Consider the following 14335-nt stretch of genomic DNA (forward strand, 5'->3'; position numbering starts at 1 on the left):
ACATCGTGACCGTCTTGTGAACTGGCCGTGATCCAACCGCAGCGCGACGTCCCCGACCGTGGACGGCGGCGCGCTCCGGAGCCCCGGCACGGCAGGATGGTCGCGTGCTCGTGTGCTGCGGTCTCGTGACCCTCGACGTCGTCCAGGTGGTCGACGCGCTGCCGCGTCCCGACGAGAAGGTCGTCGCGCGGTCGCTGTCCGCGACCTTCGGCGGGCCTGCCGCCAACGCCGCCGCGACGGCCGTCGCGCTCGGAGTCCCCACGCGGCTCGTCACCGCGGTCGGGGGCGGGCCGTTCGCCGCGGTCGTGCGGCGCGAGCTCGCGGACTGCGGGGTCGACCTGGTCGACGCCGCGGGGGAGGCGGCCGGCGGGCGCCTCGCCGTCTCGACCGTGCTCGTCACGGAAGGCACGGGCGAGCGCGCCGTCGTGAGCACCAACGCGTCCGGGTTCGGCGATCTCGCCGCCCGCGCCACGGTCGACGGCCCGGGGCTCCTCGACGGCGTCGGGCCGGGTGACGTCCTGCTGCTGGACGGGCACCTGCCGGGCCTCGCGCTCGAGATGGCTCGTCAGGCGCGCGAGCGGGGCGCGGCCGTCGTGCTCGACGGCGGGTCGTGGAAGCCGGACGCGGCCCGGATGATCGGGCTGTGCGACGCGGTGGTGGTGTCGGCGGACTTCCGGCCTCCGGGGGTCGGGGCGGGCGACGTGCTCGCCCCGGTCGCGGCGCTCGGCCCGCGGTTCGTCGCCCGGACGCGCGGCCCGCGTCCCGTCGAGGTGCTCGACGCGGGGGAGCGCTACGAGGTCGCGGTCCCCGAGCCGGAGCGCGTCGTCGACACCCTCGGCGCGGGTGACGTGGTCCACGGCGCGTTCGCGGCGGCGGTGTCGCGCGGTGCGTCGTGGCGGGCCGCGCTCGAGCAGGCGGTCGGCGTGGCCTCGCGCTCGGTGGAGCACCCGGGCGCGCGGGGCTGGGTCGACGCGGCGACGTCCTGAGGGGAGGGCGGGTCTACGGGCCACCTGGGGCGGGACCCAGGTCCCGCAGAGCGGGCCGATCGGCAACGTTTCGGTCACGAAGCCACGAGAAAGTTGACAGCCACTTAGTAAAGGCAGTCTACTAACAAACATGACAACGGCAGTCACCGGGACCGGAGCACCGAGGAGGCGTCTGAGCACAGGGCTCAGGCCGACCTCGAAGGTGCTGCCCGAGCACGCTCGGGCCCACAACCGGTCCCTCGTGCTGCAGCACCTGTTCCACGAGGGGCCCACCTCGCGCGCCGACCTGGCGCGCGCCACGTCTCTCACCCGGGTGACGATCTCGGACCTCGTGTCCGTGCTCATCGCGGAGGGCCTCGTCGAGGAGCTCGGCGTCCGCCCGGGCCAGCGCGTCGGCAAGCCCGCGATCCTCGTCGGGATGCGCACCAGCGCGTACCAGATCGTCTCCGTGGACCTCACCGACGACGAGGTGCTGCGCGGCGCCGTCCTCACGCTCACGGGCGACTTCGTCGTCCGGCAGAGCCTGGCGGTCGACGGCCGCACCGGCACCGAGCTGGTCGACCTCCTCACGCGCTTCTGCCGCGGCCTCATCGCGTCCGCCACCCAGCCGGTCATCGGCGTGGGGATCGGCTCGCCCGGCGTCGTCGACGCCGAGGGTCGCGTCATCGAGGCTCCCAACCGCCGCTGGTACGACGTCCCGCTCGCCGCGCAGCTCACCGAGCGGCTCGGCCTCGCGGTCCACGTGGCCAACGACGCGAACATCGCCGCGCTCGGCGAGTTCACGTTCGGCGGCGCGGCCGGCGACGGACTGCTCGTCCTCACCGTGGGCGAGGGCGTGGGCGCCGGGATCATGGTCGACGGCGCACGGGTGCGCGGGCACGCGGACGCGGCCGGCGAGCTGGGTCACGTGACCGTCGTCGACGACGGCGAGCCGTGCGCCTGCGGGCGCCGCGGCTGCCTGGAGACCGTCCTGTCCGTGCCGGCGCTGCGCCGCGCGGTGGACGGGCTCGACACCGAGGCTTCCGACGCCGTCCTGGCGTCGGTGGGCAGGACGCTGGGCATCGCTCTGGCACCTGTCGTCAGTGCGCTCAACCTCGCGGAGGTGCTCGTCAGCGGTCCTGCGGACCTGCTCGACGGGCCTCTGCGCGAGGCGGCGTTCGAGACCATCCGCTCCCGCACGATGCCGGTCATCGGCAGCGGGCTCCAGGTGCGGATGGCCACGCTCGACGAAGACGTCGTCCTTGCCGGGGCAGCCGTCCTCGTCCTGTCCGGACAGCTGGGGGTCTCATGAGCCGACGACGCTCGGACTGACCCCCACCGCCCGACCGGGGCCGGGCCCGCCCCAGCCCCTCAGACCTCCTGGGGAACCCCAGAGCAGCACCCCCAGGAACGCAGTACCCCTGCATGCGCTCGATTACGCAGGACTCCTGCCACACCTCCGGTGGCGTCACCGACGCCGCCACCAAGAATCACCGAGAGGAAGCACCCAGTGAAGAGGAACCGTCTCGTCGTCGCCTCCGTGGCGTCGACGATCACCCTGGCGCTCGCGCTGACCGCCTGCAGCACCGGCGGCGGCAGCGACGACAACGGCTCCGGCGAGACCGAGGCTGCGACCGGCGACATCCGCGTCTGGCTCAACGGCTCGGACACGCCCGACGCCGCCCGTGACTACCTGAAGACGACCTTCGAGAAGGAGAACCCGGGCAGCACCCTCACGATCGAGGAGCAGTCCTGGACCGGTCTCGTCGACAAGCTCACCACGTCGCTCTCCGGGTCGGACAGCCCGGACGTCGTCGAGGTCGGCAACACGCAGTCCCCGGCGTTCACGTCCGCGGGCTACTTCCGTGAGATCACCGCGGAGGAGTTCGAGTCCCTGGGCGGCGACGACCTGCTCCCCGGCTTCGTCGAGGCCGGCGACTGGGACGGCAAGCACTACGCCCTGCCGTACTACGCGGGCTCGCGTGCGGTGTTCTACACGCCGCAGGTGACCGGCGGCGCGGAGATCCCGGCGACGCTCGACGACTACGTCGCGAGCGCGAAGGCGCTGACCACGGACACCGTCTCGGGCGTGTACTGGCCCGGCCAGGACTGGTACAACGCTCTCCCGTTCATCTGGGAGAACGGTGGCTTCATCGCCGAGCAGAACGCCGACTCGGGCGAGTGGGAGGCGGGCTTCTCGACCGAGGGCGGCCTCGCCGGCCTGGCTCAGGTCCAGGACCTCATGACCACGGCGTCGCACGCCCCGAAGGACGGTCAGGAGACCGACCTCCAGGTGCCGTTCTGCGAGGGCACGGTCGCGTACGTGTCGGCTCCGACCTGGATCGCCGGAACGATCAAGTCCCCGCAGGCGCCGGAGGACCCGAACGCGACGCCTGGCTGCGTCGAGACCTACGGCTCCGACCTCGCGGCGTTCCCGCTCCCGGGCAAGACCGCCGGTGAGCCGGCGGCCGTCTTCGCCGGTGGCTCGAACATCGCCGTGGCCCAGAAGTCGAACAACCCCGAGCTCGCGTACAAGGCGTTCGAGATCATGATGAGCGACGAGTACCAGACGATCCTCGCCCAGGCGAACATGATCCCGGCGAAGAAGTCCCTCGCGAGCGAGGTGCCGCAGGAGGACCCGATCGCCCAGGCCGGTGTCGCGGCCGCGCAGAACGCGCGTCTCACCCCGCCGTCGCCCAAGTGGGCCGACGTCGAGGCGCAGAACGTGCTCCAGACCGCCTTCACGCGGATCGCCAACGGTGACGACGTGAACACCGTCGCCAAGGACCTGGACGCAAAGATCGAGGAGATCCTCAACAGCTGAGCCCGTCCGGTGGCGCCCGGCTCGTCCGGGCGCCACCGGAGGCTCGAGCCGTCAGGGGTGGGGTCTCCTCGTGGGAGCCCCCACCCCTTCCCATGACGGGCCGTCGGCACGTCCCCGCGCACCACCGCGCACCCCTGACGGAGTGAGGAAATGAGCTCAACCACCCTCGAACCCCGCACCGAGCGCCCCGGCGCGCCCGTGCGCCCCCCCAAGAAGCGGCGTCCACCGGTCCTGCCCTGGACGCTCCTCGTCCCCAGCCTCGTCGTGCTGGGGGTGCTGGTCGGGTACCCGATCGTCCGACTGATCGTCATGTCGTTCCAGGAGTACGAGCGGGCCCAGCTCATGGGCCAGCCCGCCGAGTGGGTCGGCTTCGACAACTACGTCCAGGTCCTCACGGACGTCGACGGCTTCTGGACCGTGCTGATGCGCAGCTTCTTCTTCATGGTCGTCTGCGTCGCGCTCACGATGCTCCTGGGCACGCTCATCGCTCTGCTCATGATGCGGCTCGGCAAGGGCTTCCGCCTGCTGGTCTCGGTCGGCCTGCTCCTCGCCTGGGCCATGCCCGCTCTCGCCGCGACGATCGTCTGGGGCTGGATCTTCGACACCCAGTACGGCGTGATCAACAACCTCCTGACGAAGATCACCGGCGACAACTGGATGGGCCACTCGTGGCTCCTCAACCCGCTCCAGTTCTTCCTCATCGCCACGATCGTCATCGTCTGGGGAGCGGTCCCGTTCGTCGCCTTCACGATGTACGCGGGCCTGACGCAGATCCCCGGCGAGGTGCTCGAGGCCGCGCAGCTCGACGGCGCGGGTCCGGTCCAGCGCTTCCGTCTCATCATGATCCCCTACGTGCGCAGCATCATCACGGTGCTCATCGTGCTGTCGATCATCTGGGACCTGCGGGTGTTCACACAGATCTACGCACTCCAGGGCGTGGGCGGTGACCGCGAGAAGACGAACACCATCGGCGTGTACATCTACCAGATGGGTATGGCGCAGGGGCACTACGGGCTGGCCAGCGCGATCTCGGTGATCTTCGTCTTCATCATGCTCGCCATCTCCTTCTACTACGTGCGTCAGACGATCCGGGAGGAAGAACTGTGAGCACCATCTCGACCACCCCCCGGGCCGCGGTACGTCACGCCTCGGTCGCGGGCAAGCCGACGCAGCGCAAGAACCGCGAGACGCAGCGCAAGAAGGCCGCCAACGTCGGCTTCGCGATCATCGCGATCATCGTCTTCGTGGCCTCGATCTTCCCGGTCTACTGGATGATCAACACCTCGTTCCTGCCGTCGAGCCTCATCCGCGGCACGGACCTCCACTTCTTCCCGACGCCGGACGTCTTCACCCTGAACAACTACGTGTCGGCGTGGACCGACACCTCGCGCGCCCCGCTGCCGCCGGCGATGGGGAACTCGATCATGGTGACGTTCTTCACCCTCGTCATCGCGATGGTGCTCGGCTTCCTCGCGTCGCTCGCGGTCACGCGGTTCCGGTTCAAGGGTCGTCGCGCCTTCATCATCGCGGTCCTCGTGGTCCAGATGATCCCGGGCGAGGCGATGATGATCTCGATCTTCCGGATCATCGACGGCTGGCAGATGCTCAACACGATCGTCGGTCTGGGCATCGTGTACGTGTCCGGCGTGCTGCCGTTCACGATCTGGACGCTGCGCGGGTTCGTCAACGGCGTGCCCGCCGAGCTCGAGGAGGCCGCCATGATCGACGGCTGCTCGCGCGGTAGGGCGTTCTGGAAGATCACGTTCCCGCTCCTCGCCCCGGGCCTCGTCGCGACGGGCGTGTTCGCCTTCATCCAGGCGTGGAACGAGTTCGTCATGGCGCTGATCATCATGAACCGCCCCGAGTCGATGACGCTGCCCGTGTGGCTGCGGACGTTCCAGCAGGCGACCCAGGCGACCAACTGGGGAGCCCTCATGGCAGGTTCGGTGATCATCGCCGTTCCCGTGGTGGTCTTCTTCCTCATCGTCCAGGGTCGGATGACCGGTGGTCTCGTCTCGGGTGCGGTGAAGGGCTGACGTGAGCGACCTGAGCACGGCTGCCTCGCTGAACGGCGAGGCAGCCGCAGCCCTGGCCGGACGCTCCGGCCCCGAGGACACGTCGCGGTGCGACGGCTCGGGGACCGGGAGCGCGGTCGGTCTCGACATCGGCGGGACCAAGGTGCTCGCCGCCTTCCTCGGGCCCGACGGCGTCGCGCGGGAGACCCTGCGCCTGCCGACGGTGCGCGGGCCGCAGGGCGTCGTGTCCAGCGCGGCCCGTGCCGTCCGCGAGGTGGTGCGCCGCGCGGGTGCCGAGCTCGAGGACGTCGACGGCGTCGGCGTCGGCGTGCCGGGACTGGTGGACCCCGAGGACGGCTCGGTCATGCACGCCGTCAACCTCGGCATCGAGGGTGGGCGCTTCGCGCTCGCCGAGGCGCTGTCGGCGGAGCTCGGTGGTGTCCCGGTCCAGGTCGACAACGACCTCAACGTCGCCGCGCTCGGTGCGTCGCACCTGCGCGGGGACGACGGGTCGGACCTCGCGTTCCTCGCGCTGGGGACCGGTCTCGCTGCCGGGATCGTGCTGGGTGGTGAGCTGCGGCGGGGCGTGAGCGGCGCGGCGGGCGAGATCGGGCACATCCCGATCGACCCGCACGGGCCCGAGTGCGCGTGCGGCCAGCGGGGGTGCGTCGAGGTCTACGCCTCCGGCTCCGCGGTGTCCGCGCGGTGGCCGTCGCGCCACGGTCGACCCGCGCCGGCGGAGCTCTTCGAGGCGGCCGCCGCGGGCGACCCGGAGGCGATCCGGATCAAGAACGAGTTCGCGTCCGCCGTCGCCTCGGCGGTGCGGATCCTCGAGCTGACGGTCGACGTCCGTCACGTCGTGCTCGGCGGCGGCGTGTCCGCCCTGGGGCAGCCGCTCCTCGACGCCGTGCGCGCTGCGCTCGACGCGCAGTCGAGCACGTCCCCGTTCCTGTCCTCGTTGCGTCTCGCCGAGCGGGTCTCGCTCGCTCCGGCGGACGTCCCCGTCGCCGCGGTGGGCGCTGCCCTCGTCGGCCGTCGAAAGGTGAAGTGATGGAGGTCGTGATCGCTCCGGCGGAGCGGTTGGCGGTGCTGGCTGCGGACGCGATCGAGAAGGTGGTGCGGTCGAAGCCGGAGTCGGTGCTGGGGCTGGCGACGGGTTCGTCGCCGCTGAAGGTGTACGACGAGCTGGCGCGGCGCCATCGTGAGGACGGGTTGTCGTTCGCGGGCGTCAAGGCGTTCATGCTGGACGAGTACGTGGGCCTGCCGGTGGAGCATCCGGAGCGGTACCGGAACGTGATCGAGACGGAGATCGCCTCGCGGGTGGACTTCGCCCCGGGCGCGGTGCAGGGTCCGGACGGGAACGCCGAGGACCTGGTCGCGGCGTGCGCGGCGTACGAGGAGGCGATCGCGGGGGCCGGGGGTGTGGACCTGCAGATCCTGGGGATCGGGACGGACGGGCACATCGCGTTCAACGAGCCGGGGTCGTCGCTGGCGTCGCGGACGCGGATCAAGACGTTGACGGCGCAGACGCGCGAGGACAACGCGCGGTTCTTCGGGGACGACGTGGAGCGGGTGCCGCGGCACTGTCTGACGCAGGGGCTGGCGACGATCATGTCGGCGCGGCACCTGGTGCTGCTGGCGTCGGGCAAGGGCAAGGCGGAGGCGGTGCACCAGCTCGTGGAGGGCCCGATCAGCGCGTTGTGGCCCGCGACGATCATGCAGATGCACCCGCACGCGACGGTGCTGGTCGACGACGCGGCGGCCTCGCGTCTGCAGCTCGGGGACTACTACCGCCAGACGTACGCGTCCAAGCCGGACTGGCAGGGCCTGTAGACCCTCCGCCGATGAACTCTCGTGGGCCGTGGCCCGCGAGGCACAGCCGCCCGCCGGCGCGCGGTCCACGCCCCTGGACCGCCGCGCCGGCGGGCTCTCTCGTCTTCCGTGCCCGGGTCCGTGCGTGCCGACCGATGACGTGGTGCCACCCGGGTGTCGGCGCCCCGACGTAGACTTCCCTCCATGATCGAACTCCGCGCGAGCACTCCCCCCGGAGGTCCTGAGGACCCGTTCCGGAACCCTGCGACCGAGCCGACGACCGGCACGTCGACCGGGGTGCTCGAGCGCGAGGAGACGCGCGAGCAGACCGAGCCGGGCGACCACGAGCGCTTCGCGCACTACGTGCGCAAGGAGAAGATCATGGAGTCCGCGCTCTCCGGCAAGCCGGTGATCGCGCTGTGCGGCAAGGTCTGGGTGCCCGGTCGCGACCCGAACAAGTTCCCCGTGTGCCCCACGTGCAAGGAGATCTACGAGGGACTGCGAGACCCGCAGGACGGCGAGGGTGACTCCGGCAAGTGAGCGGGGAGCACCACACGACGTCCACCGGTCACTCCGCCTCCGACACCCGTAGCAGGACCACCCCGCCCGCGCCGCAGAGCCCTTCGTCCGCGGCGGCGTCGCACCTCTCGCCCGCGTTCCCGCGTCGCGCCCCGTGGGGCTCGGCGTCGAAGCTGCGTGCGTGGCAGGCCGAGGCCCTCGAGCTGTACCGCACGCGTGCGCCGCGGGACTTCCTCGCCGTCGCGACCCCCGGGGCGGGCAAGACCACGTTCGCCCTGCGCGTCGCGACCGAGCTGCTCGAGCAGGGGATCGTGCGCCGGGTGACGGTCGTCGCGCCGACCGAGCACCTCAAGCACCAGTGGGCGGACGCCGCGGCGCGCGTCGGCATCCGGATCGACCCGAACTTCCGCAACAGCCAGGGGCGGCACGGCGCCCACTACGACGGCGTCGCGCTGACCTACGCGCAGATCGCCGCCAAGCCCGCGCTGCACGCGGCACGGACGACCGCCGACCGGACGCTCGTCATCCTCGACGAGGTGCACCACGGCGGCGACGCGCTGTCGTGGGGCGACGCGGTGCGCGAGGCGTTCGAGGACGCGACGCGTCGTCTCGCGCTCACGGGGACGCCCTTCCGCTCCGACACCGCGGCGATCCCGTTCGTCGAGTACGAGCGCGGCCCCGACGGCATCCGCCGCTCGCGCGCGGACTACACGTACGGCTACGGCGACGCGCTGCGCGACCACGTCGTGCGACCCGTGCTCTTCCTGTCGTACTCGGGGAACATGCGCTGGCGGACGAAGGCCGGCGACGAGGTGAGCGCGCGCCTCGGCGAGGCGCTCACCAAGGACATGACCGGCCAGGCGTGGCGCACGGCGCTCGACCCGAACGGCGAGTGGATCCCGTCGGTCCTCGCGGCGGCCGACAAGCGGCTGACGGAGGTGCGTCGCGCGATCCCCGACGCCGGGGGACTGGTCATCGCCACCGACCAGACCGACGCGCGCGCCTACGCGGGTCACCTCGCGCGCATCACCGGGAAGTCCCCGACCGTCGTCCTCTCCGACGACGACGGGGCGAGCAGCCGGATCGAGGAGTTCTCCGACGGCGACGGCCGGTGGATGGTCGCCGTGCGCATGGTGTCGGAGGGCGTGGACGTCCCGCGCCTCGCCGTCGGCGTGTACGCGACCTCGACGGCGACCCCGCTGTTCTTCGCGCAGGCCGTCGGGCGGTTCGTGCGGGCGCGCAAGCGGGGCGAGACGGCGTCGGTGTTCCTGCCGAGCGTCCCGCACCTGCTGGAGCTCGCGAACGGGCTCGAGATCGAGCGCGACCACGCGCTCGACCGGCCGCTCACCGCGGAGGAGCAGGGAGAGGGGTTCAACCCCGAGGACGCGCTCCTGGCGGAGGCGAACCGCGAGGACAAGGCGTCGGGCGAGCTCGTCCAGGGCTCGTTCGAGGCGCTCGAGGCGCAGGCCTCGTTCGACCGCGTGCTGTTCGACGGCGGCGAGTTCGGCACGGGCGCGGACGTCGGGTCGGACGAGGAGCTCGACTTCCTCGGCCTGCCGGGCCTCCTCGACGCCGACCAGGTCACCACGCTGCTGCGTCAGCGCCAGGCGGACCAGATGAGCGCCCGCTCGAAGTCCAGCCAGTCGGCGGAGCGGGAGCGGTCCGAGATGGACCACCGTCGGGCCGCGGAGCTCCGCAAGGAGCTCCAGCAGCTCGTCTCCGCGTGGTCCCGCCGGAGCGGGCAGCCGCACGGATCGGTGCACACCGAGCTGCGCCGCCGCTGCGGCGGACCCGAGGTCCCGCTCGCGACGGTCGAACAGCTCGACGCCCGTGTCGCGACCGTCCGTGGCTGGTTCGTCGGCAAGCGGTAGTCGACACCGTCCCCGCGCGTCAGGGGAGCGTGTGCACGACCGTCGGGATCGCGGGGTCCCCGGCGGACAGGCGTCGTGCGCCGCGGGGCAGCTCGGCGCGGGCCTCGCGGTGGCGGTGCGCCGCGTTCTGGACGCCGTAGGACCCGACCCAGCGGGAGTCGACCGCGCCGTCGACGACGAGCGGGACCTGGAGCGGGCGCAGGTCGCCGTCGTCGGGCTCCCACTCCTGGACCGGGAGGTCGGCGCCCGTGACGACGACCTCCTCGACCGCGCGCCCGTCGACGTCGAACCGGCGCGCGGCGACCTTGCGCCCGCCGGTGCTGGTCTTGGCCGTGGACGCCTTGGCGACGGGCTGGAGCACGCCGGTGGAGTCGGCGCGCGCGACGAGCTTGTAGACCATGCCGCACGTCGGCGCGCCGGAGCCGGTGACGAGCGACGTGCCCACGCCGTAGGAGTCGACCGGGGCGGCGGCGAGCGACGCGATGGCGTACTCGTCGAGGTCGGACGTGACGGTGATCTTCGTGTCGTGCGCACCGAGCGAGTCGAGCTGGCGCCGCACCTCGACGGCGAGGACACCGAGGTCGCCCGAGTCGAGACGGACGGCGCCGAGGCGCCCGCCGGCGGCCCGGACCGCGTTCTGGACCCCCTTGCGCACGTCGTAGGTGTCGACGAGGAGCGTGGTCTCGGGCCCGAGGGAGGCGACCTGCGACGCGAAGGCGGACTCCTCGTCGTCGTGCAGGAGCGTGAACGCGTGCGCGGCCGTGCCGATGGTCGCGAGCCCGTAGCGGCGTCCTGCCTCGAGGTTCGAGGTCCCGGCGAACCCGCCGACGACGGCGGCACGCGCCGCGGCGACGGCGGCCTGCTCGTGCGCGCGCCGCGCGCCCATCTCGAGGCAGGGGCGCTCGACGGCGGCGCTCGTCATGCGCGACGCGGCCGAGGCGACGGCGGAGTCGTAGTTGAGGATCGACAGCACGAGCGTCTCGAGCAGGACCGCCTCGGCGAACGTGCCCTCGACGGTCATCACGGGGGAGTGCGGGAAGAAGACCTCGCCCTCGGCGTACCCGGTGATCGTCCCGGTGAACCGATACCCGGCGAGGAACTCGAGGGTGCGGTCGTCGACGACGGACTGCGCGTGCAGCCAGTCGAGCTCATCGGCCCCGAAGCGGAACGACGAGAGCGCCTCGAGGACGCGTCCGGTCCCCGCGAGGACCCCGTAGCGCCGCCCGGGGGGCAGGCGGCGCGTGAAGACCTCGAACAGGCAGTGCCGGTCGGCGGTGCCGTCCGCGAGCGCGGCCTGGAGCATCGTCAGCTCGTAGCGGTCGGTGAGCAGGGCGGTCGACGCGACCGGCCGGTACGGCGGGCGCTGCGGGACCGGGCCGGCCTGTCCCGGCGAGGCAGCGCTGTCGGTCGGGGAGAGGGCGACGCTGCCCGGATCGGCGAGGCTCATGCGGAATACGGTAGGGCAGCGACGGGCACGACGGGTGTCGACAGGCCCACGAATACAGTGGTGGCGTGAGCCCCCAGCCGATCTTCACCCGCGCCGTCGGCGCGCGGGCGTCCGTGACCGTGCCCGAGGAGGCGACCCGGGTCGACGAGTCCGTCCTCCCCGACAGCCCGTGGGTCACCCTCGTGTGGAACGACCCGGTCAACCTCATGAGCTACGTCGCGTACGTGTTCGAGTCCTACTTCGGGTACGCCGCGGAGCGCGCCCACGAGCTCATGCTCCAGGTGCACCAGGAGGGTCGTGCCGTCGTGTCGACGGGCGACCGCGAGCGCATGGAGGTCGACGTGCAGGCGATGCACTCGTACGGGCTGTGGGCGACGCTCCAGAAGGACGGCGAGCAGTGAGGCCGTTCCGCGCGGAGGCGCACGGGTACGTCGCAGAGCTCGAGCCGTCGGAACGGATCGTGCTGGCCCAGCTCGCGGGCGACGTCGCGCAGATGCTCCAGGAGGGCGTGCCCGGTCGGGTGCCGGGGGAGCCCGGGCCGTCCGGGCCCGGCGACGGGTGGGCGCCCGCCGGCTGGACGGGCCCGGTGCCCGGTGGGCACGGGTCGGACGCGACGCCCCCGCCCGACCCGGCGGTGCGTCGTCTGCTCCCGGACGCGTCGGACGACGTCGAGGTGGCTGCCGAGTTCCGGCGGTTCACGCAGGACGACCTCGCGGCGCGCAAGGTCGGGCGGCTGGTGCGGCTGGCGCGCTTGCTCGTGGACCCGGAGCCCGCCGAGGTGGCCCCGTTCACGGTCGCGCGCGACGAGGCCGAGGACGTGGCGGGGGCACTGACGGACGTCCGCCTCGTGCTCGCGGAGCGGCTCGGCCTGCGGACCGACGAGCAGGTCGAGGGCTTGTACGACGAGCTGGACCGCGAGGGCGACGACGGCCCGGACGACGGCGAGGTGGGCGGCGCGCCGCGCCGCTTCCTCGTGAGCGTGTTCCTGCTCACGGGACTGCTCCAGGAGTCGCTCGTGGACGGCATGCTCGCCGACCTGCGCGCGGGGCGCGGCCGGCCCTGAGGGTCGTGCCGCGCGTCGGGCCGGACGGGCGACCGCCCTGTGGGCGCTGCCACAGGCGGCAGCCGCGGTTCGGTGCGCCCCGCGCGCGGGCGCGCCAGTAGGCTCGGGCGGGTGAACGACGCTCCCATCGGGATCTTCGACTCGGGCGTGGGCGGCCTGACCGTCGCGCGCTCGATCCTGGACCAGCTCCCGAACGAGTCCCTCCTCTACATCGGGGACACCGCGAACGGCCCCTACGGGCCCAAGCCGCTCGCGGCGGTCCGGGCGATGGCGCTGGCGATCATGGACCAGCTCGTCGACGACGGCGTGAAGATGCTGGTCATCGCGTGCAACTCGGCCTCCTCGGCGGTCCTGCGCGACGCCCGCGAGCGGTACACGCAGCGTCACGGCCTGCCGGTCGTCGAGGTGATCCTCCCGGCGGCGCGGCGCGCGGTCGCGGCGACGCGCTCGGGGCGGATCGGGGTCATCGGGACGCGCGCCACCATCACGTCGAGGTCCTACGAGGACGCGTTCGCCGTCACGCCGGGCCTGCACCTGACGACCCAGGCGTGCCCGGACTTCGTGCCCCTCGTCGAGCAGGGCGTGACGTCGGGGCCCGAGGTGCTGGAGGTCGCGCACCGCTACCTCGACCCGGTCAAGGCGGCGGGCGTCGACACGCTCGTGCTCGGGTGCACCCACTACCCCCTCCTGACGGGCGCGATCTCCTACGTCATGGGCGAGGAGGTCACGCTCGTGTCGAGCGCGGAGGAGACCGCCAAGGACGTCTACCGCACGCTCGTCGCGCACGACCTCGAGCGCTCGCGCGACGCGGGGCCGCCGCAGCACCGCTTCCTCGCGACGGGCAGCGCGGAGCCGTTCGAGCACCTGGCGCGCCGCTTCCTCGGCCCCGAGGTGCTCCGCGTGGAGGCGGCCTGATGCGCCTCGTCACGGTCGGGTGCTCGGGGTCGTTCGCCGGGCCCGAGTCGCCCGCGTCGTCGTACCTCGTCCAGGTCCCGGCCGCCGAGGCCGCGGCCGCGGGCTTCGAGGCGCGCGAGTGGAACGTCGTGCTCGACCTCGGGAACGGGTCGCTGGGTGCGCTCCAGCGGTTCGTGGACCCGCTCGACCTCGACGCGGTCGTGCTGTCGCACCTGCACCCCGACCACTTCGTCGACGTCTGCGGGCTGTACGTCTACCTGCGCTACCACCCCGAGCGCGGCTCGACCCGGACCGGGGTGCCGAGCCGGCTGACGGTGCTCGGTCCGTCGGGGACGGCCGCGCGCATCGAGGCGGCGTACGGCGCCGAGCCGGGCGACGGGATGACCGAGGAGCTCGACGTGCGGGTCTGGGACCCGGGCGCGCCCGTCCAGGTGGGGCCGTTCACGCTGGAGCCCTATCGCGTGTTCCACCCCGTCGAGGCGTACGGCGTGCGGGTCACCGGGCCCTCGTCCGCGCGGCCCGGCGAGCGGGCCGTGCTCGCGTACACGGGCGACACCGACGCGTGCGACGGCGTCGTCGAGCTCGCGCGGGACGCCGACCTGCTGCTGTCGGAGGCCGCGTTCCACGAGGGCCGCGACGACGGCGTCGAGCGCGGCATCCACCTCACGGGGCGCCGGGCGGGCGAGGTCGCGACGGCGGCCGGCGCGCACCGCCTGGTGCTGACGCACCTCCCGGCGTGGAACGACCCCGAACGCTCCCGCGCGGAAGCGCGCGAGTCGTACGCGGGTCCGGTCGACGTCGCGACGACGGGCGCGGTGTTCGACCTCTAGTCCCTGAGTGCGGGGGACCTGTCGCCCGCACGGCGTCGTGACGACAGACACCCGGCACTCAGCGGGTGCCGGGT

The 14335-nt window shown here is 72.6% G+C and carries 14 protein-coding genes; 13 read left to right on the forward strand and 1 reads right to left on the reverse strand.

What is annotated here, in order from left to right; translation table 11 throughout:
- Nucleotides 1-104: 104 nt before the first annotated feature.
- From ABRQ22_RS20735 to ABRQ22_RS20775, 9 genes are all read left to right on the forward strand, one after another.
- The gene (locus ABRQ22_RS20735) at nucleotides 105-986 is read left to right on the forward strand and encodes a PfkB family carbohydrate kinase (RefSeq protein ID WP_353708031.1); all 882 of its coding nucleotides are present in this window, start codon (nucleotides 105-107) and stop codon (nucleotides 984-986) included.
- 130 nt (nucleotides 987-1116) lie between these two features.
- Nucleotides 1117-2277, forward strand: coding sequence for an ROK family transcriptional regulator (locus ABRQ22_RS20740; RefSeq protein ID WP_082141568.1), 1161 nt, complete (start codon nucleotides 1117-1119; stop codon nucleotides 2275-2277).
- A gap of 198 nt (nucleotides 2278-2475) precedes the next feature.
- The gene (locus tag ABRQ22_RS20745; RefSeq protein ID WP_253051149.1) at nucleotides 2476-3789 is read left to right on the forward strand and encodes an extracellular solute-binding protein; all 1314 of its coding nucleotides are present in this window, start codon (nucleotides 2476-2478) and stop codon (nucleotides 3787-3789) included.
- A gap of 150 nt (nucleotides 3790-3939) precedes the next feature.
- Entirely contained in the window at nucleotides 3940-4896 is a 957-nt protein-coding gene (locus ABRQ22_RS20750) for a sugar ABC transporter permease (protein WP_353708032.1), read from the forward strand.
- Nucleotides 4897-5012: 116 nt separating this feature from the next.
- Nucleotides 5013-5825: a carbohydrate ABC transporter permease gene (locus tag ABRQ22_RS20755; protein ID WP_253051448.1), complete on the forward strand. Its 813-nt coding sequence runs from the start codon at nucleotides 5013-5015 to the stop codon at nucleotides 5823-5825.
- A gap of 1 nt (nucleotide 5826) precedes the next feature.
- Complete coding sequence (locus ABRQ22_RS20760) at nucleotides 5827-6855, forward strand: ROK family protein (protein ID WP_353708033.1); 1029 nt, start codon at nucleotides 5827-5829, stop codon at nucleotides 6853-6855.
- Nucleotides 6855-7637 carry a glucosamine-6-phosphate deaminase gene (nagB, locus tag ABRQ22_RS20765; RefSeq protein ID WP_353708034.1) on the forward strand — a complete coding sequence of 261 codons (783 nt, stop codon included), beginning with the start codon at nucleotides 6855-6857 and terminating at the stop codon, nucleotides 7635-7637. Before ABRQ22_RS20760 ends, nagB begins: the two co-directional genes overlap by 1 nt.
- A 183-nt stretch (nucleotides 7638-7820) precedes the next feature.
- The gene (locus tag ABRQ22_RS20770) at nucleotides 7821-8156 is read left to right on the forward strand and encodes a DUF3039 domain-containing protein (RefSeq protein WP_141388733.1); all 336 of its coding nucleotides are present in this window, start codon (nucleotides 7821-7823) and stop codon (nucleotides 8154-8156) included.
- Entirely contained in the window at nucleotides 8153-10006 is a 1854-nt protein-coding gene (locus ABRQ22_RS20775; RefSeq protein WP_253051153.1) for a DEAD/DEAH box helicase, read from the forward strand. The genes ABRQ22_RS20770 and ABRQ22_RS20775 overlap by 4 nt, the downstream gene beginning before the upstream one ends.
- A gap of 19 nt (nucleotides 10007-10025) precedes the next feature.
- On the opposite strand, the gene ABRQ22_RS20780 is transcribed toward ABRQ22_RS20775, so the two are convergent.
- Entirely contained in the window at nucleotides 10026-11453 is a 1428-nt protein-coding gene (locus tag ABRQ22_RS20780) for a nicotinate phosphoribosyltransferase (RefSeq protein WP_353708035.1), read from the reverse strand.
- Nucleotides 11454-11566: 113 nt separating this feature from the next.
- Here ABRQ22_RS20780 and clpS point away from each other — a divergent pair, with 113 nt between their 5' ends.
- The 4 genes from clpS (at nucleotide 11567) to ABRQ22_RS20800 (ending at nucleotide 14261) form a co-directional block, all read left to right on the forward strand.
- Nucleotides 11567-11854, forward strand: coding sequence for an ATP-dependent Clp protease adapter ClpS (gene clpS, locus ABRQ22_RS20785; protein WP_253051450.1), 288 nt, complete (start codon nucleotides 11567-11569; stop codon nucleotides 11852-11854).
- Nucleotides 11851-12516, forward strand: coding sequence for a DUF2017 family protein (locus tag ABRQ22_RS20790; protein WP_353708036.1), 666 nt, complete (start codon nucleotides 11851-11853; stop codon nucleotides 12514-12516). Before clpS ends, ABRQ22_RS20790 begins: the two co-directional genes overlap by 4 nt.
- Before the next feature lie 111 nt (nucleotides 12517-12627).
- Nucleotides 12628-13431, forward strand: a complete 804-nt coding sequence (gene murI, locus ABRQ22_RS20795; protein ID WP_253051155.1) for a glutamate racemase — start codon at nucleotides 12628-12630, stop codon at nucleotides 13429-13431.
- The gene (locus tag ABRQ22_RS20800; protein WP_353708037.1) at nucleotides 13431-14261 is read left to right on the forward strand and encodes an MBL fold metallo-hydrolase; all 831 of its coding nucleotides are present in this window, start codon (nucleotides 13431-13433) and stop codon (nucleotides 14259-14261) included. The genes murI and ABRQ22_RS20800 overlap by 1 nt, the downstream gene beginning before the upstream one ends.
- Nucleotides 14262-14335 lie beyond the last annotated feature (74 nt).

Source organism: Cellulosimicrobium sp. ES-005, assembly GCF_040448685.1.
Classification (GTDB): domain Bacteria; phylum Actinomycetota; class Actinomycetes; order Actinomycetales; family Cellulomonadaceae; genus Cellulosimicrobium; species Cellulosimicrobium cellulans_G.